General features: G+C 73.4%; 22 protein-coding genes. 12 read left to right on the forward strand and 10 right to left on the reverse strand.

All coding sequences use genetic code 11. From position 1 onward, the window contains the following. Window positions 1–62: 62 nt before the first annotated feature. The 5 genes from ACZ6A9_RS27970 to ACZ6A9_RS27990 form a co-directional block, all read right to left on the reverse strand. Window positions 63–1,907: an acetyl/propionyl/methylcrotonyl-CoA carboxylase subunit alpha gene (locus tag ACZ6A9_RS27970; protein ID WP_468990651.1), complete on the reverse strand. Its 1,845-nt coding sequence runs from the start codon at window positions 1,905–1,907 to the stop codon at window positions 63–65. Between the two features lie 5 nt (window positions 1,908–1,912). Beyond that, a complete protein-coding gene (locus ACZ6A9_RS27975; RefSeq protein WP_468990654.1) occupies window positions 1,913–3,511 on the reverse strand; it encodes an acyl-CoA carboxylase subunit beta in 1,599 nt (532 codons plus the stop codon). Then, window positions 3,508–5,190 carry an acyclic terpene utilization AtuA family protein gene (locus ACZ6A9_RS27980; RefSeq protein ID WP_468990655.1) on the reverse strand — a complete coding sequence of 561 codons (1,683 nt, stop codon included), beginning with the start codon at window positions 5,188–5,190 and terminating at the stop codon, window positions 3,508–3,510. The genes ACZ6A9_RS27975 and ACZ6A9_RS27980 overlap by 4 nt, the downstream gene beginning before the upstream one ends. Beyond that, entirely contained in the window at window positions 5,187–5,984 is a 798-nt protein-coding gene (locus tag ACZ6A9_RS27985; RefSeq protein WP_468990658.1) for a TIGR03084 family metal-binding protein, read from the reverse strand. The genes ACZ6A9_RS27980 and ACZ6A9_RS27985 overlap by 4 nt, the downstream gene beginning before the upstream one ends. Before the next feature lie 270 nt (window positions 5,985–6,254). Next, complete coding sequence (locus ACZ6A9_RS27990) at window positions 6,255–7,232, reverse strand: EamA family transporter (RefSeq protein WP_468990660.1); 978 nt, start codon at window positions 7,230–7,232, stop codon at window positions 6,255–6,257. Window positions 7,233–7,466: 234 nt separating this feature from the next. Here ACZ6A9_RS27990 and ACZ6A9_RS27995 point away from each other — a divergent pair, with 234 nt between their 5' ends. After that, window positions 7,467–7,919 carry an NUDIX hydrolase gene (locus tag ACZ6A9_RS27995; protein ID WP_468990663.1) on the forward strand — a complete coding sequence of 151 codons (453 nt, stop codon included), beginning with the start codon at window positions 7,467–7,469 and terminating at the stop codon, window positions 7,917–7,919. 43 nt (window positions 7,920–7,962) lie between these two features. Here ACZ6A9_RS27995 and ACZ6A9_RS28000 read toward each other — a convergent pair whose 3' ends face one another. Next, complete coding sequence (locus ACZ6A9_RS28000; RefSeq protein ID WP_468990667.1) at window positions 7,963–10,827, reverse strand: FAD-binding and (Fe-S)-binding domain-containing protein; 2,865 nt, start codon at window positions 10,825–10,827, stop codon at window positions 7,963–7,965. Window positions 10,828–11,116: 289 nt separating this feature from the next. On the opposite strand from ACZ6A9_RS28000, the gene ACZ6A9_RS28005 reads away from it, so the two are divergent. The 7 genes from ACZ6A9_RS28005 to serC all read left to right on the forward strand — a co-directional run bounded on the left by ACZ6A9_RS28005 (window position 11,117) and on the right by serC (window position 18,316). After that, on the forward strand, window positions 11,117–13,234 hold the full coding sequence (locus ACZ6A9_RS28005; protein ID WP_468990670.1) for an ATP-binding protein: 2,118 nt from the start codon (window positions 11,117–11,119) through the stop codon (window positions 13,232–13,234). Next, complete coding sequence (locus ACZ6A9_RS28010; RefSeq protein ID WP_468990672.1) at window positions 13,231–13,638, forward strand: roadblock/LC7 domain-containing protein; 408 nt, start codon at window positions 13,231–13,233, stop codon at window positions 13,636–13,638. Before ACZ6A9_RS28005 ends, ACZ6A9_RS28010 begins: the two co-directional genes overlap by 4 nt. Continuing rightward, the gene (locus tag ACZ6A9_RS28015) at window positions 13,635–13,982 is read left to right on the forward strand and encodes a DUF742 domain-containing protein (RefSeq protein ID WP_190100774.1); all 348 of its coding nucleotides are present in this window, start codon (window positions 13,635–13,637) and stop codon (window positions 13,980–13,982) included. The genes ACZ6A9_RS28010 and ACZ6A9_RS28015 overlap by 4 nt, the downstream gene beginning before the upstream one ends. After that, entirely contained in the window at window positions 13,963–14,604 is a 642-nt protein-coding gene (locus ACZ6A9_RS28020) for a GTP-binding protein (RefSeq protein WP_468990674.1), read from the forward strand. The genes ACZ6A9_RS28015 and ACZ6A9_RS28020 overlap by 20 nt, the downstream gene beginning before the upstream one ends. After that, a complete protein-coding gene (locus tag ACZ6A9_RS28025; RefSeq protein WP_468990678.1) occupies window positions 14,601–15,836 on the forward strand; it encodes a cytochrome P450 in 1,236 nt (411 codons plus the stop codon). The genes ACZ6A9_RS28020 and ACZ6A9_RS28025 overlap by 4 nt, the downstream gene beginning before the upstream one ends. Next, window positions 15,833–17,083, forward strand: coding sequence for a cytochrome P450 family protein (locus tag ACZ6A9_RS28030; protein WP_468990680.1), 1,251 nt, complete (start codon window positions 15,833–15,835; stop codon window positions 17,081–17,083). The genes ACZ6A9_RS28025 and ACZ6A9_RS28030 overlap by 4 nt, the downstream gene beginning before the upstream one ends. A gap of 114 nt (window positions 17,084–17,197) precedes the next feature. Next, complete coding sequence (gene serC, locus ACZ6A9_RS28035) at window positions 17,198–18,316, forward strand: phosphoserine transaminase (RefSeq protein WP_468990683.1); 1,119 nt, start codon at window positions 17,198–17,200, stop codon at window positions 18,314–18,316. An 80-nt stretch (window positions 18,317–18,396) separates the two neighbouring features. Here the strand turns inward: serC and ACZ6A9_RS28040 are convergent, their stop codons facing one another. Together ACZ6A9_RS28040 and ACZ6A9_RS28045 are read right to left on the reverse strand one after the other, a co-directional pair. After that, window positions 18,397–19,218: an ABC transporter permease gene (locus tag ACZ6A9_RS28040; protein ID WP_468990686.1), complete on the reverse strand. Its 822-nt coding sequence runs from the start codon at window positions 19,216–19,218 to the stop codon at window positions 18,397–18,399. After that, on the reverse strand, window positions 19,215–20,183 hold the full coding sequence (locus ACZ6A9_RS28045; protein WP_468990690.1) for an ATP-binding cassette domain-containing protein: 969 nt from the start codon (window positions 20,181–20,183) through the stop codon (window positions 19,215–19,217). The genes ACZ6A9_RS28040 and ACZ6A9_RS28045 overlap by 4 nt, the downstream gene beginning before the upstream one ends. A gap of 89 nt (window positions 20,184–20,272) precedes the next feature. Between ACZ6A9_RS28045 and ACZ6A9_RS28050 the strand changes: the two genes are divergently transcribed. Continuing rightward, window positions 20,273–21,100, forward strand: a complete 828-nt coding sequence (locus tag ACZ6A9_RS28050) for a TetR/AcrR family transcriptional regulator (RefSeq protein ID WP_468990694.1) — start codon at window positions 20,273–20,275, stop codon at window positions 21,098–21,100. Window positions 21,101–21,115: 15 nt separating this feature from the next. On the opposite strand, the gene ACZ6A9_RS28055 is transcribed toward ACZ6A9_RS28050, so the two are convergent. Further along, a complete protein-coding gene (locus ACZ6A9_RS28055) occupies window positions 21,116–22,099 on the reverse strand; it encodes a TolB-like translocation protein (RefSeq protein ID WP_468990697.1) in 984 nt (327 codons plus the stop codon). 88 nt (window positions 22,100–22,187) lie between these two features. On the opposite strand from ACZ6A9_RS28055, the gene ACZ6A9_RS28060 reads away from it, so the two are divergent. From ACZ6A9_RS28060 to ACZ6A9_RS28070, 3 genes are all read left to right on the forward strand, one after another. Continuing rightward, complete coding sequence (locus tag ACZ6A9_RS28060; protein ID WP_468990700.1) at window positions 22,188–22,868, forward strand: SGNH/GDSL hydrolase family protein; 681 nt, start codon at window positions 22,188–22,190, stop codon at window positions 22,866–22,868. 111 nt (window positions 22,869–22,979) lie between these two features. Beyond that, on the forward strand, window positions 22,980–23,609 hold the full coding sequence (locus tag ACZ6A9_RS28065) for a Uma2 family endonuclease (protein WP_468990703.1): 630 nt from the start codon (window positions 22,980–22,982) through the stop codon (window positions 23,607–23,609). Between the two features lie 5 nt (window positions 23,610–23,614). Then, a complete protein-coding gene (locus ACZ6A9_RS28070) occupies window positions 23,615–24,607 on the forward strand; it encodes an aldo/keto reductase (protein WP_468990706.1) in 993 nt (330 codons plus the stop codon). Window positions 24,608–24,740: 133 nt separating this feature from the next. On the opposite strand, the gene thpR is transcribed toward ACZ6A9_RS28070, so the two are convergent. Then, window positions 24,741–25,313, reverse strand: coding sequence for an RNA 2',3'-cyclic phosphodiesterase (gene thpR / locus ACZ6A9_RS28075; protein ID WP_468990709.1), 573 nt, complete (start codon window positions 25,311–25,313; stop codon window positions 24,741–24,743). Window positions 25,314–25,392 lie beyond the last annotated feature (79 nt).

Below are 25,392 nucleotides of genomic sequence, written 5' to 3' on the forward strand. Positions count from 1 at the left end.
GTTTCCCCGGGCTGGTCGCGCCCACGCGGCGGCGGCCGCATATCGGGCACAGCCCCGCGCCCCTAGGGGGTTGCCTCGACGACCGCCAGGAGGGCGCCGACCTCGACCTGCTGGCCGGGGGTCACGTGGAGGGCGCTGAGCGTGCCCGTGGCCGGGGCGGTGATCTTGTGCTGCATCTTCATCGCCTCCAGCCACAGCAGGGGCCGGCCGGCCTCTACGGTCGTGCCCTCGGTCAGTCCTTCGGCGATGCGGACGACCGTGCCCGGCATGGGGGCCAGCAGGGAGCCGGGGGCGTGTTCGGTGGTGGGGTCGGGGAAGCGGGGCAGGGCGGTGAGGGCGGTGGCGCCCACGTACACGCGGTCGCCGTAGCGGCTGACGCCGAACCTGCGCCGTACGCCGTCCACGTCGAGGATCACGAGGCCCGCGTCGGCGTGGACGACCCGCACCCCGTCGGCGGCCAGGCCCTCGCGCGTGTGCCGGTAGCGGACCTCGTGCTCCTCGCCCGCCATGGCGTACCGCTTGATCTGCGGCTGCGAGTGGAGGTTGCGCCAGCCGCCGAGGCGGGAGCGGCCGTGGGCGTCGGCGAGGGCGGCGGCGAGCGGGGCGTACGGGTCGGGGGCGGGGGTGGTCAGCTCGGGCAGGTGGCGGTCGTAGAAGCCGGTGTCCATCCGGGCCGCGGTGAACTCCTCGTGGCGCAGGGAGCGGACGAGGAGGTCCCGGTTGGTGACGGGGCCGTGGATCTCGGCGCGGTCGAGGGCGGAGGCCAGGGTGCGGATCGCCTCGGCGCGGGTGGGCGCGTGGGCGACGACCTTGGCGAGCAGGGGATCGTAGTGGACGCCGATGTCGTCGCCGCCGGTGCACCCGGTGTCCAGGCGCACGCCGTCGGGGACGGTGAGGCGGTGCAGCCGGCCGGTCTGCGGTGCCCACTGGTGGGCCGGGTCCTCGGCGTAGAGGCGGGCCTCCACGGCGTGTCCGCGCGCGGGCGGGGGGTCGAGGTCCAGGGCATGGCCCTCGGCGACCCTGATCTGCCCGGCGACCAGGTCGATGCCGAACACGGCCTCGGTCACCGGGTGTTCGACCTGGAGGCGGGTGTTCATCTCCAGGAAGTGCGCCCGGCCGTCGGCGACGAGGAACTCCACGGTGCCGGCGCCGACGTAGGAGACGGCGCGTGCGGCGCGTACGGCGAGGGCGTGCAGTTCCTCGGTGAGCCGTGCCGGGAGCCCGGGGGCCGGGGCCTCCTCGATGACCTTCTGGTGGCGGCGCTGGAGGGAGCAGTCGCGGGTGCCGAGCGCCCACACCGTGCCGTGGGTGTCGGCGAGGACCTGCACCTCGACGTGGCGTCCGCCCTCCACGTAGGGCTCGGTGAACACCTCGCCGTCGCCGAAGGCGCTCGCGGCCTCCGCGCGGGCGGCGGCCAGTTCGCCGTCCAGGTCGGCGAGGCGCCTCACGACGCGCATCCCGCGTCCGCCGCCGCCCGCGGCCGCCTTCACCAGCACCGGCAGGTCGGCCTCGGTGACCTCGCGCAGGGGCTCGATGCCCATGAGTTCCTTGGCGCGCGTCTTGGACGCCATCGCCTCGATCGCCTCCGGGGGCGGCCCGATCCAGATCAGGCCGGCGTCCTGGACGGCCCGCGCGAAGCCGGCGTTCTCGGAGAGGAAGCCGTAGCCGGGGTGCACGGCGTCCGCGCCGGCCGCGAGGGCGGCCTTCACGATCAGGTCGCCGCGCAGGTAGGTGTCGGCGGGCGCCGCCCCGGGGAGTCGTACCGCCGTGTCCGCGACGCGGACGTGCAGGGCGTGCTCGTCGGCGTCCGAGTGCACGGCGACCGTGCTGATGCCCAGCTCACGGCAGGTGCGGGCGATGCGGCAGGCGATCTCGCCCCGGTTCGCCACCAGTACGGAAGTAATCATGACCCTCACATCCGGAAGACGCCGAAGCCACCGCGCGCGCCCTCGTAGGGGGCGGTGTGGATGGCCGACAGGCACAGGCCGAGGACGGTGCGGGTGTCGCGCGGGTCGATGACGCCGTCGTCGTACAGCCGCCCGGACAGGAACATGGGCAGTGACTCGGACTCGATCTGCTGCTCCACCATGGCGCGCAGCGCCGCGTCCGCCTCGTCGTCGTAGGGCCGTCCCTTCGCCACCGCCGACTGCCGGGCGACGATGGACAGGACGCCGGCGAGCTGTTGCGGGCCCATGACGGCGGACTTGGCGCTGGGCCAGGCGAAGAGGAAGCGCGGGTCGTAGGCGCGGCCGCACATGCCGTAGTGACCGGCGCCGTAGGAGGCGCCCATGAGGACGGACAGGTGGGGGACGCGGGAGTTGCTGACCGCGTTGATCATCATGGCGCCGTGTTTGATGATGCCGCCCTGTTCGTATTCCTTGCCGACCATGTAGCCGGTGGTGTTGTGCAGGAACAGCAGCGGGATGTCGCGCTGGTTGGCGAGCTGGATGAACTGGGCGGCCTTCTGGGACTCCTCGCTGAACAGGACCCCCTGGGCGTTGGCGAGGATGCCGACGGGATAGCCGTGCAGGCCGGCCCAGCCGGTGGTGAGGCTGGTGCCGTAGAGGGGTTTGAACTCGTCGAAGTCGGAGGCGTCGACGATCCGCGCGATGACCTCGCGCGGATCGAAGGGGATCTTCAGGTCGCCCGGGACGATGCCGAGGAGTTCGTCCTCGTCGTACTTGGGTGGTGCGGCGGGTCCGGGATCGGGGTGCGCCTTGCGGTGGTTGAGGCGGGCGACGACCCGGCGGGCCTGGCGGACCGCGTCCCGCTCGTCGACGGCGAAGTGGTCGGCGAGGCCGGAGACGCGGGCGTGCATCTCGGCGCCGCCGAGGGACTCGTCGTCGCTCTCCTCCCCGGTGGCCATCTTGACCAGCGGCGGGCCGCCGAGGAACACCTTCGCCCGTTCCTTGACCATGATCGTGTGGTCGGACATGCCGGGGACGTACGCGCCGCCGGCGGTGGAGTTGCCGAAGACGACGGCGATCGTGGGGATGCCGGCGGCGGACAGCCGGGTGAGGTCGCGGAAGATGGCGCCGCCGGGGATGAAGATCTCCTTCTGGGAGGGCAGGTCGGCGCCGCCGGACTCGACGAGGCTGATCACGGGCAGCCGGTTGGCGAGGGCGATGTCGTTGGCGCGCAGGGCCTTGCGCAGGCTCCACGGGTTGCTGGCGCCGCCGCGCACGGTCGGGTCGTTCGCGGTGATGAGGCATTCCACGCCCTCGACGACGCCGATGCCGGTGACGAGGGAGGCGCCGACGGTGTAGTCGCTGCCCCAGGCCGCGAGCGGGGACAGCTCCAGGAAGGGCGTGTCGGGGTCGAGGAGCAGTTCGACGCGTTCGCGGACGAGCAGCTTGCCGCGCCCGCGGTGCCGCTCGACGTACTTCTCGCCGCCGCCCGCGAGGGCCTTGGCGTGCTCGGTGCCGAGTGCGGCGAGTCTGGCGAGCATGGCGTCACGGTGTTCCCGGTACTCCGGGTCGGCCGTGTCGAGCGCGGATGCGAGGACCGTCACAACAGAGCCTCCGGGATGTCGAGGTGCCGGGACCGCAGCCATTCGCCGAGTGCCTTGGCCTGCGGGTCGAAACGGGCCTGCGCGGCGACGCCCTCGCCGAGGATGCCCTCGACGAGGAAGTTCAGGGCGCGCAGGTGGGGCAGGACGTGCCGGGTGACGGGCAGGCCGGTCGTCTCGGGGATGAGCTCCCGCAGCCGCTCGACGGTCAGTTCGTGGGCGAGCCACCGCCAGGCGTCGTCGGAGCGGGCCCAGACGCCGACGTTGGCGTTGCCGCCCTTGTCGCCGCTGCGGGCGCCGGCGAGGAGGCCGAGGGGTGCCCGTCTCGTGGGCCCGGCGGGCAGCGGTTCGGGGAGCGCGGGGTCCGGTACGCCGTCGGGTACGGCGGTGTCGTGGGGTGCGTCCACGGTGATGCGGCGCCCGTCGTGGAGGACGGCCACCTGGTCGACGTCGCCCTGGGGGATGTACACGTCCTCGAAGACCCCGTAGGGCGAGCCCTTCCCCGGTGGTGCCACCACGTGGAAGCCGGGGTAGCTCGCCAGGGCCAGTTCGACGGCGGCCCCGCTCAGCACCCGCCCGACCGCCTCCTGCCGGGGGTCGCGCACGACGAGCCGCAGCAGCGCGCTGGCGGTCTCCTCGGTGCCGGCGTCGGCCCGGTCGGTGCGGGCCAGTTCCCAGCGCACGTCGGCGGGCGGCGACTTGGCGAGCGCGTCGCCCATCTGCTCCTTCACCAGGCCGGCCTTGGCCTCGATGTCGAGCCCGGTGAGCACGAAGACGACCTCGTTGCGGAAGCCGCCGAGCCGGTTGCGGCCGACCTTGAGCGTGGGCGGCGGGGCCTCCCCGCGCACCCCCTCGACGCGCACCCGGTCGGGCCCCTCCTGGGCCAGCCGCACGGTGTCCAGGCGCGCGGTGACGTCAGGACCGGCGTAGCGGGCGCCGCCGGTCTCGTAGAGCAGTTGCGCGGTGACCGTGCCGATGGCGACGAAGCCGCCGGTGCCGGGATGTTTGGTGATGACGCTGCTGCCGTCGGCGTGGATCTCGGCGAGCGGAAATCCGGGCCGGCGCAGGTCACGGGGGTCGCGCTCGCCGAAGAAGGCGTAGTTGCCGCCGGTGGCCTGCGTCCCGCACTCCAGGACGTGCCCGGCGACGACGGCGCCCGCGAGCCGGTCGTACTCCGTCGGCCCCCAGCCGAAGTGGGCGGCGGCGGGCCCGGTCACCAGGGCCGCGTCGGTGACCCGCCCGGTGACGACCACGTCGGCGCCCGCGCGCAGGCACTCCGCGATGCCGAAGCCGCCGAGGTAGGCGTGGGCGGCGAGGCTGCCGGGGTGGCGCGCGGTGAGGTCGTCGCCCTCGACGTGGGCGACCCGTACGGGGAGGCCGAGCCGGTCGGCGAGCGCCCGTACGGCGTCGGCGAGCCCGGCAGGGTTGAGCCCGCCCGCGTTGGTGACGATCCGGACGCCCCGCTCGTGGGCGAGTCCGAGGGTCTCCTCCAGTTGCCGCGGGAAGGTGCGGGCGTATCCGGCGGAGGGGTCCTTCAGCCGGTCGCGGGCGAGGATGAGCATGGTCAGCTCGGCGAGGTAGTCGCCGGTGAGGACGTCGACCCCGCCGCCGGTGAGCATCTCGCGGAGGGCGTCGAAGCGGTCGCCGTAGAAGCCGGAGAAGTTTCCGATGCGCAGGGTCACCGGGTGTCCTCCCCCTTCGGCAGGCGTCCGCCGCCGGGCGGGCCGGCGAAGGCCTGGGCGATGTCCAGCCAGCGGTCGGCGTCGGGGCCGTCGGCGGTGAGGGCGAGGTCCGTGCGGTGGGCGCGCTGGGTGACCAGGAGGCAGAAGTCGAGCGCGGGGCCGGTGACCCGCTGGGGCGCGTCCTGGGGGCCGTAGGTCCATGTCGCGCCGTCCGGCCCGGTGAGTTCGACGCGGAAGGGTCCGGCGGGCGGGGTGAGCCCGTGCGCCCCGTAGGCGAAGTCCCGGGTCCGCACCCCGAGCCACGCCACGTGCCTGAGCCGGGCGGTGGGAGGCCGCCGCACGCCGAGCGCGTCGGCGACGTCCTGTCCGTGGGCCCAGGTCTCCATCAGGCGGGCGGTGGCCATGGAGGCGGCCGACATGGGCGGCCCGTACCAGGGGAAGCGTGCCCCGGCCGGCGCCTGACGCAGCGCCTTCTCCAGTGCCGCACGCCCTTCCCGCCACCGCGCGAGCAGGTCGGGGGGCGCGGCCCGGGCGTACTCCTCGGCCCCGTCGTCCACGAAGGTGTGCGGGGCGTTCAGGGCGCCCTCCACCAGTGCCCGGAAGCCGTCGGCGTCGGTGACGGCGAGCAGCGAGGAGTGGTCGGTCCAGGCCAGGTGGGCGATCTGGTGGGCGACGGTCCATCCGGCGGCGGGCGTCGGCAGCGCCCACTGCTCCGTCTCCAGCCCGGCCACCAGCCGGTCGGCCTCCTCGCTCTCCTCACGCAGATCGTCGATCACGGGCGTCGGATCGGACACGAGGCGCTCCCCTCGGAACACGGACACGGTGGTGTGCTGCGCGGTTGCGTGGAGCATGGCATCGGAGCCGAAAACAAGCAATCATGCTTGCATGAATTTTTCTCGCGACCGAATCCCAGGCGACGGACCACACCGGGCCCACCGCCCGGCCTTCCGCCGGGCCTTCAGGGAAGCGGATTCGGCGTCACGTGCCAGATGGTGACGAGCTCCGAGCGCGGCGTGACCATGTACACGAAGAAGCCACCGGCGACGAACGCGTGCTTGGCCCCCTCATCCGCGCCTGCGATCGCCCTCCGCTCCCCCGCCCGGAGCGAACGCCGGGCGCCCCTTCGCCTTCCCCCGCCCCACCTGCGTCCGCACCGCCCCCATGCTCGCCGCGATGACCAGGGCGATGGCGGCGGCCTCGGTGGCGGAGAGGGCCTGGTCGAGGACGAGGAAGCCGGCCGCCGCGGCGAGGGCCGGTTCCAGGCTCATCAGGATCGCGAAGGCGGAGGCGGGCAGGCGGCGCAGGGCGAGCAGTTCGAGGGTGTACGGCAGGACGGAGGACAGCACCGCGACCGCCGCGCCCAGGGCGAGGATCGTCGGGTCGAGGAGCTTCGTGCCGGACTCGGCGACGCCCAGCGGCAGGAAGAGGAGCGCCGCGACACCCATCGCGAGGGCGAGCCCGTCCGCCTGCGGGAAGCGGCGGCCGGTACGGGCGCTGAAGACGATGTACGCCGCCCACATGGCGCCGGCGCCCAGCGCGAAGGCGACGCCCAGCGGGTCGAGGCTGCCGAAGCCGCCGCCCCCGAGGAGGAACACGCCGGCGAGGGCGAGGGCGGCCCACACGAGGTTGATCGCCCGCCGGGAGGCGAGGACGGACAGTGTGAGCGGGCCGAGGACCTCCAGGGTGACCGCCGGGCCGAGCGGGATGCGGGCGACGGACTGGTAGAACAGCCCGTTCATCGCGGCCATGGCGACACCGAAGGCGATCACCGTGCCCCAGTCGGCGCGCGAGTGCCCGCGCAGCTTCGGCCGGCACAGCACCATCAGCACGACCGCCGCCACCAGCAGCCGCAGCGTCACCACCCCGAGCGCACCGGCCCGCGGCATCAGCGTCACCGCCAGCGCCCCGCCGAACTGCACGGAGACCGCGCCGGCGAGCACCAGCCCGACCGGGCCCAGTGAGCCGCGCCCGCGCGGGGCGCCGGCCGGCGTGGGCACCGTGGCGGACGCGGTGGACGGGGTGGCGGCGCTGGGGGTGGTCACGGGCCGGGCCTTCCGGGGACGTCGGGGTACACACTGCCTGCTGCACACGCGTGCACGTCTCACAGGACTGTCCGGTCCAGGGTATGGGCCCGGGTCAGTACCGTGAAACGGTTATAGACCTGACGATGCGGCCGCCGGTCCGCCCCGGTCAACTCCGTCCCGTCCCGTGGACCCCCGCCAGGTACCGTTCCCCTTGGTGCCCCCCGCGTCCGTCCCCACTTCATCCGAGGCCCCGTGCGACGAGTTCTTGTCCGTCTCTGGCGACTCCTGCGCCCCGTGCAGCCCCGCCTCATGTGGCTGCTGCACGCCAAGTTCGTGGTCGGCGTGACCGGCGTGGTGCGCGACGACGAGGGGCGGGTGCTGCTGCTGCGGCACCGGATGTGGCCGCCGGGCCGCCAGTGGGGCCTGCCGAGCGGCTTCGCCCGCAAGGGCGAGGACTTCCGGGACACCGTGGTGCGCGAGGTCAGGGAGGAGACCGGCCTCGACGTGGAGGTGGGCCGCCTGGTCATGCTGAACAGCGGCCTGCGCACCCGCATGGAGGTCGCCTTCGAGGCCCGCCTGCTCGGCGGCGAGCTGCGCCTCGACCCCTTCGAGATCCTCGACGCCCGCTGGTGCCGCCCGGACGACCTCCCGGAGGGCGTACAGCCGGTGTGCGGTCCGCTGATACGGGGCGGGACGACTCCCTGACGGCACCGGCGGGTCAGGCCGGCGGGGTGCGGGCCGCGGCTGCTCACCCGTCGTCGAGGGCCGCCGCCAGGACCTCCGCCAGGTGGCGGCCCCGGACACCCGCGAGGTGGTCCAGTTGTGTCCGGCAGGAGAAGCCGTCGGCCAGGACGACCGCCTCGTCCGGGGCCTCGCGCACCGCCGGGAGGAGCTGGTCCTCCGCGCAGGCGGCCGAGACCTCGTAGTGGCCCTTCTCGAAGCCGAAGTTGCCGGCCAGGCCGCAGCAGCCGCCCGCCAGGTCGCCGGTGAGGCCGGCCCCGGCGCGGAGCCGGCGGTCGGGGTCCTCGCCCAGGACCGCGTGCTGGTGGCAGTGGGTCTGGCCGGTGACGGGACGGTTCACCGGCGGTGGGGTCCAGTCGGGGGCGTGCCGCTCCAGGGTCTCCGCGAAGGTGAGGACGCGGGCGGCGAGCCGCGCCGCGCGGGGGTCGTCGTGGAGGAGTTCGGGGGCGTCCGTGCGCAGGGTCGCGGCGCAGCTCGGTTCCAGGACGACCAGGGGGGCGTCGGTGGCCAGCACCGGTTCCAGGAGGTCGAGGGTGCGGGTGAGGACCGCACGGGCGCGGTCGAGCTGGCCCGTGGAGAGGTAGGTGAGGCCGCAGCAGACCCGGGCCCTGCGGGCCGTCAGCAGGGACAGGGCCGAGCGGGAGCGGGCGTCGCCCACCCGGCCGCCCGGTCGCAGGGTCGGCGGGAGCGCCACCCGCAGTCCCGCCGCCTCCAGGACCCGTACGGCCGCCCGGCCCACCGACGGTGAGAGGTGCTCGGTGAAGGTGTCCGGCCAGAGGACGACCAGCGTGCCGTTCCCGCCGGGCACGCCCCGTCCCCGCCACCACCGCGTGAACGTCTCCGACGCCAGCCGGGGGATCTCCCGCTCCCCCGCGATCCCGCCCAGCCGTTTCGCCACCCGCGCCGACGGACCGAAGGAGGCCAGCGCGTTGACCACCCCGGCCGACCGCGTACGCGCCACCCAGCCCAGCCACTGCGGCAGCCGGCCCATCGCGTAGTGGGCGGCGGGGCGGCGGCGGCCCGCGTAGTGGTGGTGGAGGAACTCCGCCTTGTAGGTGGCCATGTCGACCCCGACGGGGCAGTCCGAGCGGCAGCCCTTGCAGGACAGGCACAGGTCGAGGGCGTCCCGCACCTCGGCCGAACGCCAGCCGTCGGTCACCAGCTCGCCGGCGAGCATCTCGTGCAGCAGGCGGGCGCGCCCGCGCGTGGAGTGCTCCTCCTCGCCCGTCGCGCGGAACGACGGGCACATCACCGCCGGTCCCGACACCGACGTCGTACGGCACGTGGCGACGCCCACGCAGCGGCGTACCGCCGCCGAGAAGTCGCCGGCGTCGGCGGGGTAGCCGAAGACGACGTCCACCGGTTCGCGCGGGAGGACGGAGAAGCGGAGGTCCGTGTCCAGGGGCGCCGGGCGGACGAGCATGCCGGGGTTGAGCAGGTCGTCGGGGTCCCAGAGGGCCTTCACCCGTTCGAAGAGGGCGACCGTCCGCGGGCCGTACATGCGCGGGAGGAGTTCGGCCCGCGCCCGGCCGTCGCCGTGTTCGCCGGAGAGGGAGCCGCCGTGGGAGACGACCAGGCCGGCCAGTTCCTCCGAGAAGTGCCGGAAGCGGGCGATGCCCGGCGCGGTCAGCAGGTCGAAGTCGATGCGGACGTGGATGCAGCCGTCCCCGAAGTGCCCGTACGGGGCGCCGCGCAGACCGTGGTCGGCCATGAGCGCCCGGAAGTCCCGCAGGTACGCACCGAGCCGGGCGGGCGGCACCGCGCAGTCCTCCCAGCCGGGCCAGGCCTCCGTGCCGTCCGGCATGCGCGTGGCCGTGCCGCTCGCGTCCTCCCGGATGCGCCACAGCGTGCGCTGCCGGGCCGGGTCGGTGACCACGAGGGCGTCCAGGGCGTCGGCCGCGCGGACGATGCCCTCCGCCCGGGCGCGGGCCTCCGCCTCCGTGTCCCCGCCGGTCTCCACGAACAGCCAGGCGCCCCCGCGGGGGAGGTCCGTGCCGGACGGCACGAGATCGGCCGCCATGCCCTCCACGGTCAGCGGCCGGTACCGCAGCAGGCCGGCCGCCGCCTCGGCCGCCCCGCTCTCGTCCGCGTACGCCAGCACGGCGAGCGCCCGGGCGCGCGGTGCCGGTACGAGGTCCACCACCGCCTCGGTGACCACGCCCAGCGTGCCCTCCGAACCGCAGAGGGAGCGGGCGACGTCGGCGCCCCTCTCGGGCAGCAGGGCGTCCAGCGCGTAGCCGGAGATGCGGCGCGGGAGGTCGGGGAACGCCGTGCGCAGGAGGGCGAGTTCGCCGTCCACCAGGTCCCGCAGTCCCGCCGGTGCGCCCGAGAAGTCCCGGCCGGGGCGCAGCCGCTCCCCGCGCGGGGTGAGGACCGCGAGCTCGCGCACGTTGTCGGCCGTCGTGCCCCAGGCCACCGAGTGGGAGCCGCAGGAGTTGTTGCCGATCATGCCGCCGAGGGTGCAGCGGCTGTGGGTGGAGGGGTCCGGTCCGAAACGCAGGCCGTGCGGGGCGGCGGCCTCCTGGAGGCGGTCGAGGACGAGCCCCGGCTGCACCACGGCCGTGCGGGCCCGCGGGTCGAGGGACAGCAGACGGTTCATGTGGCGTGTGAAGTCGAGCACCACACCCGTGCCGGTCGCCTGGCCGGCGATCGACGTGCCGCCGCCGCGCGGCACCACGGGGACGCCGTACGTCCGGCACACCGACAGCGCCGCCGCCACGTCGTCGGCGTCCCGCGGGGCCACCACGCCGAGCGGCACCCGGCGGTAGTTGGAGGCGTCCATGGTGGTCAGCGCCCGCGCGGTCACGGAGAAGTCGACCTCGCCGCGCACGGCGGACCGCAGCGCGGCCCGCAGTTCCCGGAGATCCGTCATGCCCTCAGGATGCCCCCGCGGGCACCGGCAGCGGGCGGCGGCGCACACGGTCCAGGCACCCCGGACACCCCTGAAACACGTGATTTACCGAATGCGACTGCAGAATCTTCCCAAGGCGATCACGAACTCTCATATAGTGACCGCGAGTTGCGCGCAGTTGTCGGACCTCGTTCGGAGAAGCGACCCCGAAATCAGGTCCGGCGTCCCCATCGAACCCGCCCGAGGGCCGCGCAGACACGACGGCGCACGCCCGCGGACCGACCGAGGACCCGACCGAGGACCCTGATTGATGACCTCCCCCCTGCTCCCCGGCGACCGCCCCACCCCCCGCAGCCTGGTGCCCGTCCCCCTGATCACCGCGGCACTCTCCGCCCTCGCCGTCCTCGCTGCCGTCTTCCTCGTCCCGGACGAGGCGATCGCTGCCACGACGGTGATCGGCACGATCGCCGCCGTGCTGCTGAGCGCGGCCGCCGCCGTCGCCACGTACGCCGTGCTCTCGGGGCGCGCGGCACGGACCCGGCTGGAATCCGTCACCCAGGACGTCGGACGGCTGCTCCAGGAACGGGCCCGGCTGGCGGAGGACTCCCGCCGCCAGCACGAACGGCTGACCGGTGAACTGACCCGCGAACGCGCCCGCCTGTCCGCCGAGCTGGACCAGGAACGGGCCCACCTCGCCGAGACCCTGGCCGCCGAACGCGACCGGCTCGCCGGGCAGCACGGCGACGACCTCGCGCGGTTGGAGCGGGAGCACGCCGAGGAGCGCTCCCGGCTCACCGCGGCGCACACCGCCGAGCTGGAACGCCTCGCCGAGGAGCACGCCGCCAAGCTGCACCTGATCACCGAGGAGCACACGGCCCACACCGCCCGGACGGCCCGCGACCACGTCGACGAGCTGAAGCGGCTGGACGAGGAGCGGACCGAGCTGACGGCCGAGAGGGAACGGCTCCGCGAGCGGAACGAACGGCTGGCCGCCAAGCTGCGCGAGGCCAACGGCGCGCGTGCCGCCGCCGTGTCCGCGACCGCCAACGCGGCCGGGCGGATGCAGGCCCTGTCCACCGGCATGCTCGCCGACCTGCGCGCGATGGAGGAGAAGCACCACGACGAGGAGGTCCTCGCCGACCTGCTCCACCTCGACCACCGCACCGCCCAGGCGGGCCGGCTCGCCGACTCCGTCGCCGTCCTCACCGGCGCCCGCTCCGGCCGGCGCTGGGCCCGGCCCATCGCCATGGAGTCGATCCTGCGCGGCGCCATGGGCCGGATCAGCGGCTACCAGCGGATCCGCGTCCACTCCGCCAGCGACACCGCCGTCGCGGGCCACGCCGCCGAGGGCGTGATGCACGCGCTCGCCGAACTCCTCGACAACGCGGCGAACTTCTCGCCGCCGACCGCCGAGGTCCACGTGTACGTCGAGGAGGTCCCGGCGGGCGTCATCGTGTCCGTCGAGGACAGCGGCCTCGTCATGGGCGAGGCCCAGCTGCGCCGCGCCGAGCGCGCGGTCTCCGGCGAGTTGACCGAGCTCGGTGGTCTGACCGGCACCCGGCTGGGCCTCGCCGTCGTCGGCCGGCTGGCCCGCCGGTACGGACTCCGGGTGTCCTACCGTCCCTCGGCCCGCGGCGGCACGGGCGTGCTGATGCTCGTACCGCAGGACATCCTCGTCCCGGCGGACGCGGCCCCCGCCGCCCCGCTCCCGCCGGCCGCCCCGTCCGGCCGCACCACCCCGCCGGCCGCCACCCCCGGTCGCGTCACCCCGCCGGCCGCCACGGCCCCGAAGTCCCCGGCCGGCTCCCACGCCTCCCCCGCGGACGCCGCGGACGCCACGGACACCGGCCTCCCCCAGCGCCGGAGCAGCAGCCGGCACGGCGACCGGGACAGCGCCCCGGCCACCGCAGCCGCCCCCGGCCGCCCGGAGCCCGAGACCACCCACGCCGCCGCGCACAGCGGTGGCACCACGACCGGCACGGGCGCCGGCACCGCGCCCGCCGAGCGGTCCGCGTCCCGCGGAGACGGCGCGCACGCCACCGTCTCCTACGCCGCGTCCCGCGCGGGGTCCGACCTCGACCCCGACCCGGTCCCCACCCACGAGTCCCCGTCCCCGGAGGGCGACGCGGCACCCCTGGTGCTGCCGCGCCGCCGCCGGGGCCGGACCCTGGCCGAGGCCGAGCGCTCGCGTTCCGGCAGCGGCAGTCCCGCCGCCCCCCGGCCCGCCCCCACGGCCGAGGAGACCAGGGCACGCACCGCGCGTTTCAGCAGTTTCCGCCAGGCCGTCCGCACCCCCACCCCGCACGAGACGGCCGACCCGGACACCGGCACCACCGCGGACGCCCCCGGCGCCACGCCCACCACCCCCGACCAGACCCCCGAAGCACGACCCACCCCCGCGACCCCGGAAGGCGACACGACCTCATGACCGGCACGACGACCGCCGACGAGAAGCTCACCTGGCTCCTGGAAGGACTGCTGGAGCGCACGCCGGGCGCCCGGCACGCGCTCGTGCTGTCCCGGGACGGCCTGAAACTGTGCCGCACCCCGGAGCTGTCCGCCGACCAGGCCGACCAGCTCGCCGCGATAGCCGCCGGCATCCAGTCGCTGTCGCACGGCGCCTCGATCGAGTTCGGCGACGGCAGCGGCGGGGTGCGGTCGGCCATGACCGAGTTCTACGGCGGCGTGCTGTTCATCGTGGAGGCCGGCGCGGGCGCCCACCTCGCCGTCGTCACCAGCGAGGACGCGGACGCCGGGCTCATCGGGCACAACATGAGCGAACTCGTCGAACAGCTCGGTGAGCACCTGACCGCGCTGCCCCGCACCGCATGAGCCGGCCTGGCAGGGACGACGCCCCCGACCGGCTGTACACCCTCACCGGAGGCCGCAGCCGGTCCGGTCCCGACAACCCCTTCGACCTGGTGACCCTGGTCGTCGCCGAATGCGATCCGGTGCCCGGCATGCAGTCCGAGCACACGGCGATCCTGCGGCTGACCGAACGCCCCACGGCGGTCGTGGAGATCGCGGCCGAGATGAAGCTGCCCGTCAGCATCACCCGGATCCTGCTCTCCGACCTCCTCGCGGCGGGCCGGGTCAGCGCCCGCCACCCCCGCAAGGCCGCCGTACCCGACCCCGACATCCTGGAGCAGGTGCTCGTTGGACTCCGCAACCTCTGACACGCGCACGGACACGGCCGCCGAGAGCCGTGCACCGCTGGGCGCGTCGGCCGACAACGGCCTGAAGATCGTGGTCGTGGGCGGCTTCGGCGCCGGCAAGACGACCATGGTCCGCTCGGTCAGCGAGATCCGTCCCCTCAACACCGAGGAGACGATGACGCAGGCCGGTGAGGCCGTCGACGACACCAGCGGGGTCAGCGCCAAGACCTCGACCACCGTCGCCTTCGACTTCGGCCGCATCACCCTCGACGCGCACAACGTGCTGTACCTGTTCGGCGCGCCCGGCCAGGAACGCTTCTGGTTCCTGTGGGACCGGCTGTTCTCCGGCACGCTCGGCGCGGTCGTGCTGGTCGACACCCGGCGCATCGACGACTCCTGGTACGCCATCGACCGGCTGGAGAAGCACGGCACGCCGTTCATCGTGGCCTGCAACGACTTCGGCGGCGCCACCTTCACCCCGCAAGCGATCCGCGAGGCCCTCGACCTCGACCCGCACGTGCCGCTGGTGAACTGCGACGCGCGGTCCCGGGAGTCCAGCAAGATCGTGCTGATCACGCTGGTGGAGCACATCCAGAGCCTGTACGCCGACCCGGCCCGAGCCCCCCGTCAGGAGCTGGTGTGAGCCCCGCCTCCCTCCCCAACGCCGTCCGTTTCCAGGGGTCCCTGCTGCAGGACGACCCGGCCCGCGTGTACCGGGAGCTGCGGCGCGAGCACGGCAGCGTCGTCCCGGTGGTGCTCGACGGCGACGCACCGGCCTGGCTGGTCCTCGGCTACCGCGAGCTGCACCAGATCACCGGCGACCCGGTGCTGTTCAGCCGTGACTCCGAACTGTGGAACCAGTGGGAGAACATCCCCGACGATTGGCCGCTGCTGCCGATGATCGGCCGCAGGCAGCCGTCGATCCTCTACACCGTCGGCGAGCGGCACCGCGAGCGGGCCGGGATGCTGGTGTCCGCGCTGGAGGCGGTCGACCCGTTCGAACTGCGCGGCTACGCCGAGAAGTTCGCCGACGAACTCATCGACGGCATCTGCACCGGGGGCAGCGCCGACATCATCGCCGAGTTCGCGATGCTGCTGCCGGTGCGGGTACTGGCCCGGCTCTACGGCTTCCCCGACGAGGCCGGCCCCGCCCTGGTCACCGCCCTGAACGACATGATCGACGGGCGGGAGCGGGCCCTGGCGGGCCAGGTCCACCTGTTCACCTCGATGACGGAACTGGTGGCGGACCGCGCCGAGCGGCCCGCCGAGGACGTCACGTCCCGGATGCTCGCCGACTCCTCCGGCTTCACCCAGGAGGAGGTCTGCCAGGACCTGATGGTGATGATGGCGGCCGGGCACCAGCCGACCGCCGACTGGATCGGCAACTCGCTGCACCTGATGCTCACCGACAACCGCTTCGCGGCCTCGCTGTTCGGCGGCCGCAACAGCGTCGCCGAGGCGATGAACGAGGTGCTGTGGGAGGACACGCCGACGCAGAACGTGGCCGCCCGCTGGGCGTCCCGCGACACCCAGCTCGGCGGGCGCCGGATCCGCGCCGGTGACATGGTGCTGCTCGGCCTGCAGGGCGCCAACTCCGACCCCCAGGTGCGCACCGACGCCTCGGCGCTGACCGGCGGCAACGGCGCCCACTTCTCGTTCGGTCACGGGGAGCACCGCTGCCCGTTCCCGGCGCAGGAGATCGCCGAGGTGATCGCCAGGACCGGCATCGAGGTCGTACTGGACCGGCTGCCGGACATCGACCTCGCGGTGCCGGCCGCGAAGCTCACCCGCCGCCCGTCCCCGTGGCTGCGCGGACTGTCCGAACTCCCGGTCACGTTCACTCCCACTCCCGCCCATGGAGGCACGCGCGCATGACGGCTGCTACGGACACCACGACGCCGGACGCCGGACAGACCCGTATCGCCCTCGACCCCTTCGTCTCCGACCTGGACGGCGAGAGCGCGGCGCTGCGGGCCGCGGGGCCGCTGGCCGCCGTGACGCTGCCGGGCGACGTACCGGTGTGGGCGGTCACGCACCACGCCGAGGCGAAGAAGCTGCTCACCGACCCGCGTCTGGTGAAGGACATCAACGTGTGGGGCGCCTGGCAGCGCGGCGAGATAGCCCCCGACTGGCCGCTGATCGGGCTGGCGAACCCGCCCCGCTCCATGCTCACCGTGGACGGCGCCGACCACCGCCGGCTGCGCACGCTGGTGGCGCAGGCGCTCACCCCGCGCCGGGTGGAGCGGATGCGGGAGCGGATCACGGAGCTGACCGAGGGGCTGCTGGACCAGCTGGCCGCACAGCCGGGTGACACGGTCGACCTCAAGGCCCTGTTCGCCTACCCGCTGCCGATGTACGTGATCGCCGACCTGATGGGTCTCGCCGAGGAGCGGCTGCCGCGGCTGAAGGAACTCTTCGAGAAGTTCTTCTCCACGCAGACCCCGCCCGAGGAGGTCATCGCGACGCTGACCGAGCTGGCGCAGATCATGACGGAGACGGTCGCGAGCAAGCGCGCGAACCCGGGCGACGACCTGACCTCCGCGCTGGTCCAGGCGTCGGAGGACGGGGACCACCTCACCGACGAGGAGATCGTCTCCACGCTCCAGCTGATGGTGGCGGCCGGTCACGAGACGACGATCTCCCTCATCGTCAACGCGGTGGTCAACCTCTCCCTCCACCCCGAGCAGCGGGAACTGGTGCTGTCCGGCCGGGCCGACTGGTCGGCGGTGGTCGAGGAGACCCTGCGGTACGCCACGCCGACGTCGCACGTGCTGATCCGGTTCGCGACCGAGGACGTACCGGTGGGTGACACGGTCCTGCCGGCCGGGGACGCGCTGATCGTGTCGTACGCGGCGATCGGCCGGGACGAGCAGGCGCACGGGCCGACGGCGGGCGATTTCGACATCACCCGGGAGAGCGCCAACCGGCACATCTCCTTCGGTCACGGCCCGCACGTGTGCCCCGGTGCCGCCCTGTCCCGCCTGGAGGCCGGTGTGGCGCTGCCGGCCCTGTACGCCCGCTTCCCCGGCCTGGACCTGGCGGTCCCGGCGGGCGAGCTGCGCAACAAGCCGGTGGTCACCCAGAACGACCTGTTCGAGCTCCCGGTGAAGCTCGGCGGCTGACCTCCGCGGGGCGGTGGACGGGCCTTCCCGGGCCCGTCCACCGCCCGCCCCCGGCCCGTCTCAGCGGACGGACGATGTTTCGCCCGGGTTTCCCTCAGCCGATAGGCTCCGTCCGTGGCTGAGATCCAGATTCCCGCTGACATCAAGCCCGCCGACGGACGTTTCGGCGCGGGTCCCTCCAAGGTGCGGACGGAGGCGCTGGACGCCCTGGCCGCGACCGGCACGTCCCTGCTCGGCACCTCCCACCGCCAGGCCCCGGTGAAGAACCTGGTCGGCAAGGTGCGCGAGGGCATCTCCGAGCTGTTCTCCCTCCCCGACGGCTACGAGGTGGTCCTCGGCAACGGCGGCTCCACCGCGTTCTGGGACATCGCCACCCACGGCCTCATCGAGAACAAGTCGCAGCACCTCACCTTCGGCGAGTTCAGCTCCAAGTTCGCCAAGGCCGCGAAGCTCGCCCCGTGGCTCGCCGAGCCCACCGTCGTCTCCGCCGACCCGGGTACGCACCCCGAGGCGACCGCCGAAGCCGGCGTGGACGTCTACGCGTTCACCCACAACGAGACCTCCACCGGTGTCGCCATGCCCATCGAGCGGGTGGCCGGCGCCGACGAGGGCGCCCTGGTCCTGGTGGACGCCACCTCCGGCGCGGGCGGCCTCCCGGTCGACATCGCCGAGACGGACGTCTACTACTTCGCCCCGCAGAAGTCCTTCGCCTCCGACGGCGGCCTGTGGATCGGCGTGTTCTCCCCCGCCGCGATCGAGCGCGCCGAGCGCGTGCACGCCTCCGGCCGGCACGTCCCGGAGTTCTTCTCGCTGCCCACGGCGATCGACAACTCCCGCAAGAACCAGACGTACAACACCCCGGCGCTCGCCACCCTCTTCCTGCTCAACGAGCAGCTGGAGTGGCTGAACGGCCAGGGTGGCCTCGACTGGTCCACGGCCCGCACCAAGGACTCCTCGAGCCGTCTGTACACGTGGGCGGAGGCGTCGAAGCACGCCACCCCCTTCGTCACCGACCCGGCCAAGCGCTCCCAGGTCATCGGCACGATCGACTTCACCGACGAGGTCGACGCCGCCGCCGTCGCCAAGGTCCTGCGCGCCAACGGCGTCGTCGACACCGAGCCCTACCGCAAGCTCGGCCGCAACCAGCTCCGCGTCGCGATGTTCCCGGCGATCGACCCGTCGGACGTCGAGGCCCTGACGAAGTGCGTCGACTACGTCATCGAGCAGCTGTAGGCAGCCGCCTCCACGAAGGGCGCCCGGTGGACGGTCCACCGGGCGCCCTTCGTCCCTGCACCCCCGGGCCGGGGCTCACCTCACCGGCTGAGCCGCTGGAACCTCCGTACCGCCAGCGGCAGGAAGACGGCCGTCAGGACGAGGGGCCACACCCCGGCCATCAGCAGCGCGTGCTGTTCGACCCAGGAGTCGCCGCCGCCGGCCGGGGTGCCGAACAGGTCGCGGGCCGCCGCCGCCGTGGAGGAGATCGGGTTCCAGGCGGCCACCCAGCCCAGCCAGTCGGGCATGAGCTGCGGGGCGACGAAGATGCTGGAGATCATCGTCAGCGGGAAGGCGACCGCGAACAGGCCGCCCGCGGCCTCCGGGTTGGGCACCAGCAGGCCCAGCCAGACGCCGAGCCAGATCAGCGCGAACCGCAGCCACAGCAGCAGTCCGAACGCCGCCAGGAAGCCCCAGCCGCCGTCCGGGCGCCAGCCCATGACCAGCGCGGTCAGCATCAGGATGGCCAACTCGGCGCAGGCGACGATCAGATCGGTCACCCCGCGCCCGGCCACCACCGCCGAGGACGCCATCGGCATCGAGCGGAAGCGGTCGATGACGCCCTTGGTGGAGTCGTGGACCACGACCGTCGCGGTGTTGATGAAGCCGAACGCCATCGTCATCACGAACATCCCGGGCATCAGGAAGTCCTTGTAGTCACCGCCGCCGGGCACCTGCATCGCGCTGCCGAAGACATAGCCGTACAGCAGCACCGACAGGATCGGGAAGCCCAGCTGCCAGGCGATGTTGACCGGCTGGCGCCGGTAGTGGGTCAGGCTGCGGCGGACGAGGTTCCAGCAGTCCGCCAGCGCCCAGTACACGCGGCCGCGGGGGGAGGGTCCGGTCAGGTCCAGCGCGCTCATGCCGCCACCTCCTCCTTCTCCGTGCGGTGTCCGGTCAGGCGCAGGAACACGTCGTCGAGGCTGGGCCTGCGCAACCCGATGTCCTCCACCCGCACGCCCTCGTCCTGCAGGGTGCGGGCGACGTCGGTCAGCGCGGCCACCCGGTCGGTCACGGGGGCGTGCACCCGCAACTCGGTGTCGTCCGACTCGGGTTCGCCGTCGGCGACCCGGGCGACCACCTTCACCACGCGGGGGATGTCCGACCGTTCGCCGACCACGACCTCGATCCGGTCGCCGCCGACCAGGTTCTTCAGCCCGTCCGGGGTGTCGTCGGCGATGGCCCGGCCCTGGTCGATGACGGTGATCCGGGAGGCCAGCCGGTCGGCCTCCTCCAGGTACTGCGTGGTCAGCAGCACGGTCGTCCCGCCGGCCACCAGCGCCCGCACGGAGTCCCAGACCTCTCCCCTGCTGCGCGGGTCGAGGCCGGTCGTCGGCTCGTCCAGGAACAGCACGGCCGGCGTGAGGATCATCGAGGCCGCCAGGTCCAGCCGGCGCCGCATGCCGCCGCTGTAGTCGCCGACGCCCTTGTCGGCGGCGCCGGCCAGGTCGAACTGCTCCAGCAGCTCGGCCGCCCGCGCCCTGGCCCGCCTGCCCCCCAGGTGGAACAGCCTGCCGAACATCTCCAGGTTCTGCCGTCCGGTGAGTACCTCGTCCACCGCCGCGTACTGCCCGGTGAGCCCGATGCGCGCCCGCACCTCGCGCGGGCTGCGGGCCACGTCGAGCCCGGCCACGGTCGCCCGGCCGCCGTCGACCCGGATCAGCGTCGACAGGATGCGTACGGCGGTGGTCTTGCCCGCGCCGTTCGGTCCGAGCAGTCCGTGCACCGTGCCCTCGCGGACGGCGAGGTCGAAGCCGTCGAGAGCGCGCTTCTCGCCGTAGCGCTTCTCCAGCCCTTCAGCCCGGACCGCGTAACCGTCGTCGTTCATGGGTCCCCCCTCTCTCCTTAACTGGGTACACCGTACCCGATTGCGCGTACGGCGTACCCAGTTTTTCGGCTCGGATCTAGACTGCGCCCATGAGCAGCGGCGGGAGCGGTACGCGGACCAGTGGCAGCGGCGACATCGCGCGCACCCTCGACCTGCTGTGGGACACCGGGCCGCGGCCCAGCCGGGGGCCGAAACCGGGCCTGACCCTGGAACGGATCGTGGAGACCGCCGTCGACGTCGCCGACCGCGACGGACTCGGCGCGCTGTCGATGCGCCGCATCGCCACGGAGCTCGGCACCGGCACGATGTCCCTGTACCGCTACGTCCCCGGCAAGGCCGAACTGCTCGACCTGATGCTGGACCGGGTGCAGCGGCCCTCGGAGAACCCCGCGGCCCCCGGCGACGGCTGGCGCGCCGCGCTGGAGTCCCTGGGCCGGGCCGCCCTCGCCCTGTACCGCCGGCACCCCTGGCTGCTGGAGGTCAACCAGTCCCGCCCGATCCTCGGCCCGAGCGCGCTGGACGGCATGGAGCGGGTGCTCTCCCGGATCAAGCCGATGGGCCTGTCCGACCCGGAGCTGGTGTCGGCGATCATCATGATCGACGGGTACGTCGTCGGGGCCGCCCGTACGCAGCTGTACCAGGAGGAGGCGGAGCGCAGTTCGGGGCTGACGGACGCGCAGTTCTGGGAGGCGCAGCGGCCGGCCCTGGAGCAGGCCATGGCCAGCGGGCGCTACCCCGTCCTCGCCGGTCTCTCCGAGGACACCTTCGGCTCCGACTTCGACCACTTCGAGTTCGGGTTGCAGCGCATCCTGGACGGCCTGGAGGAGTTCGTCGCCCGGCGGGCGGCGGGAGCGGAGGACCGGCCGGCGCCCGGCCCGGAGGAGGACCGGCCGGCACCCGGCCCGCCGGCGAGCTGACCGGCTGCTCCCGGCTCAGCGCCTGCGGCGGCGCAGGCGGCCCAGCCCGAAGAGGGCCGCGACGACCACCGCCAGCGTGACCGCGCCGATCTTGACGGTGGTCCCGTCGCCGCCGCCCGCGACGCCCTTCCCGTCCTCCGTGCGGGCACCCTTCCCACCACCGCCCCCGTCCCCACCGGCGCCGGGCGCCTCGCGGGACTCGACCGGGCTCTCGGCGCCCTCGGAGCCGTACAGGATCCGGGAGCCGTCGGCGGAGAAGGTCACCGACTCCCCCTGCCCCTGGAGCGGCACGCTCAGCCGCCCCTCGCGCCGGAGCCTGCCGCCGTTCCAGGCGTAGTGGATGCCGCCGAAGTAGCCGCGTACGGCGAGGTGCTCGCCGTCCGGGGAGAGCGCGGCGTCGGTGGCCCACAGCTCGACGGGGGCGACCGGCCGGAAGACGTTGTCCCCGGACGGGGAGAGCTTCTCGGGCCCCTCGTACAGGTGCCCGCCCTCCTCCTTCTTGTCGACGATGTAGACGCGCCCGGTCTTCGGGTGCACGACCATCGACTCGGCGTCCCGGGCCCCGTCGGAGTACTTCACCACGTACTGCGTGGCGCGCACGGTCGCGTCCTTCAGCTCCTTCGGCTCGGGCAGTTCGTAGATCCAGACGTAGGGCCACGTACCGCCGAGGTTGTCCCCGATGTCGCCGACGAAGATCCTGTCGCCCGGTCCGACGGAGATCGCCTCGACGTCCCGGGGCGTGCCGACGCCGGTGAGGGTGAGACGGGCGACGGTCTCACCGGTCGCGCCGTCGACGGCGTACAGGTAGGGGCCGTCGTCGCTGTCGTTGTGGGTCCAGTAGACGCCGGGGTGGAGGCGGGACGCGGCGAGCCCGCTGGACTCGGTGATGCGCGGGTCCCTGACCGTGAAGCCCTCGTCGCCGTCGGCGGCGGAGGCGGCGGGCGCGGCGAGCGCGCCCGTGAGGAGGGTCGCGGCGAGCAGGGCGAACGGTCTGCGCATGGGCCAAGACTGCCATGGCGCAGCGGACTTCACGGCGGGTGTCCGGTCTCACATCGCGGCCGCCGGGCCGATCCACGATGATGATCGTGTGCTCAGGTTCATGCCCGTAGGTGACTCGATGACGATCGGGAGCGCGGGTGAACACACCTGGCGCTACCGACTGTGGCAGCACCTGTGCACCGCGTACGGTGGTCCGTTCACCCTGGTCGGCCCGCGCGAGACGCTCCACGACCCGTCGACGGACGCCCCGACCTCCTACGCGTACGCCGACCCGGACTTCCCCCGCGCCCACCTGGCGGGCTGGGGCGAGGGCTGGCACCACATGACCCCGCTGATCGGCGAGGCCGTGCGCTCCTGCCGGGCGGACGTGCTGCTGGTGTCGCTGGGCCTGATCGACCTGGGCTTCTACACCAACGCCGAGCAGACGGCGGGCAACGTGCGGGCGTTCGTCGCCGAGGCGCGGGCCGCCCGGCCGCGCGTCCGTGTCGCCGTGATGCCGGTGATCCGCAACATCCGGGTGGAGGCGGACACCTCCTTCGCCGAGCAGGTCACGCACTTCAACGAACTCCTCGCGAAGACCGTCGCCGACCTCGACGAACCGCGCTCCCCGCTGCTGCTCGTCCCGCCGCCGGAGTCGTACGACTTCCACACCGACACCTACGACGGCACCCACCCGAACGAGACCGGCGAACACAAGATCGCCGGGGCCTTCGCCGAGGCGCTGTGGCAGGAGTGGGACCTGGGCGGGCCGTACGACGGAGCGGAGTGACCGTCCCGCCCGTCCGGCATGCGCGGCCCGTCCCGTGTCCTGCTCACCGTGCGTATCGTTGTACCGCGCGGCCGCACTCGTCCGTGGGCGGCCGGGGAGGAGCGCGCCACGATGACCGTCCTTGACGACAGGATCGCGATGGCCGAGAGCGACAACACCCAGAGCTTGGACGAGTGGTTCGAGCGGCTGGAGCGGATGCCCGTCCCCGAAGGGTTCAAAGTCGAGATCGTCGGGGGCACCGTCTACATGACACCGCAGCGTGACACCCATTGGACCATCATCTTCAAGATGGCGATGGCCGTTGAAGCCCGGTTCGGGAAGGACGCCCTGGTCTTCTCGGACGTCCGCATCGACTTTCCGGGGCACGAGAACGGCCTCTGTCCCGACGTGGCCGTCCTCCGTGCCTCCGCGGAGAAGGACGAGGGAAACCACTGGCGCTACGAGGACGTCAGGTTCGTCTTCGAGGTCATCTCCGAGGGCACGGCCGCCAACGACTACGGTCCGAAGAAGGCCGCCTACGCGACCGCCGAGGTCCCTCTCTACGTCATCGCCGACCCCTACCAGGGCCGCTGTTTCGTCTACACCGACCCCAAGGACGGCGACTACCTCACGCGGACGAGGGTGGACTTCGGCGACGACATCGATCTGACCGGCACCGTGGCCGACCTGACCCTCCGCACCGACGACTTCCCCCGGGACCGGCCCCTCTTGCATAGAGCGCACTCCAAGCCGTTGGCTTGATGAACATGAAGTACACGCAGCTCGGACGCACAGGTCTCAAGGTCAGCCGGCTCGTCCTCGGGACGATGAACTTCGGTCCGCAGACCGACGAGGCCGACAGTCACGCCATCATGGACGCGGCGCTGGACGCCGGCATCAACTTCTTCGACACCGCCAACGTGTACGGCTGGGGCGAGAACAAGGGCCGCACCGAGAACATCATCGGCAGCTGGTTCGCCAAGGGCGGCGACCGCCGCGACAAGGTGGTCCTCGCGACGAAGGTGTACGGGAACATGGGCGCCGACGGCGAGGCCTGGCCCAACCACGACAAGCTGTCCGCGGTGAACATCCGGCGCGCGGTCGACGCCTCGCTGAGGCGGCTGGGCACCGACTACATCGACATCTACCAGTTCCACCACGTCGACCGGGACACCCCGTTCGAGGAGATCTGGCAGGCGGTCGACGTCCTGATCCAGCAGGGCAAGATCCTCTACGTCGGCTCCTCGAACTTCCCCGGCTACAAGATCGCCCAGGCCAACGAGATCGCCGCCCGGCGCGGCGGCACCATCGGGCTGGTCAGCGAGCAGTGCCTGTACAACCTCGCCGAGCGCCGCGCCGAGATGGAGGTGATCCCGGCCGCCCGCGACTACGGGCTCGGGGTGATCCCCTGGTCGCCGCTGCACGGCGGACTCCTGGGCGGGGTGCTCAAGAAGCAGGCCGAGGGTGGCCGCCGCGCCTCCGGGCGGGCCGCCGACGCCCTCGCCGACCCGACCGCACGGGCGCAGATCCAGGCGTACGAGGACCTGCTCGACAAGCACGGCATCGAGCCCGGCGAGGCCGCGCTGGCCTGGCTGCTCACCCGGCCCGGGGTCACCGGCCCGATCGTCGGTCCGCGCACGGCCGGGCAGCTCGCGTCCGCGCTGCGGGCGGTCGAGCTGGAGCTGAGCGAGGAGCTGCTGACCTCGCTGGACGAGATCTTCCCGGGGCCGGGACCGTCCCCCGAGGCCTTCGCCTGGTAGACGGCGGGCCCGCCGTGCGGGCCGGCGTCGGCGCTACCTGCCCAGCGCCGACGCCAGCCCCACGACGACGAACATCAATACGAGCGCACCGGCCATGATCCGGTTCCGGGTTTTCGGGTCCACGCCGTCGAGCCTAACCGGCCGCGCCCAGTGCCCGGCGGGCGACCGCCTCGTAGCGCGGCTGCTCGCCCGGGACCCCGGACCTCGGCAGGTGGCTGCGCACCAGCACCAGCTCATCCACGGTCCAGGTGCGGGAGCGGAGGCCCTCCAGGGCGTCGAGGTACGGCCGCACGCCGACGCCGTCCCGGCTGCGGGCCAGCGTCAGGTGGGCCGTGTAGCGGCGGTGCCCGTCCATCGGCACGCCCGCCTTCCGCGCGGCCGCCTCGGCCCGCCCGGCCAGCAGCCGCATGGCCGCGAGGTCGCCCTCCGCGCCGGCCCACAGGGCCTTCCCCCGCCCGAACTGGCCTCCGCCGCGCAGCGCCAGCCCGAACGGCTCGGTGCGGGCGGCGGCCCGCGCCAGGCGCTCCGTCAGCCCGGGCACCAGCTCGTCGCCGACCTCCCCGTAGAACGCCAGCGTGAAGTGCCACCCGGCCCGCTCGGTCCACCGCATCCCGTCCGCCCCGGGCAGCTCCCGCAGCCGCCCGACCTCGACGGCGAGCTCGTGGACCACGTCCTCGGGGGGCAGCACGGCGGCGAAGAGTCTCATGCACCCAGTCTCACAGGGGAACGCGCGTGCGCTCCCGCGTGTCCCGGTCGCCGTGCGTATCGTTGTACCGCGCGGGTGC

It is taken from the genome of Streptomyces sp. NPDC041124, assembly GCF_055592385.1.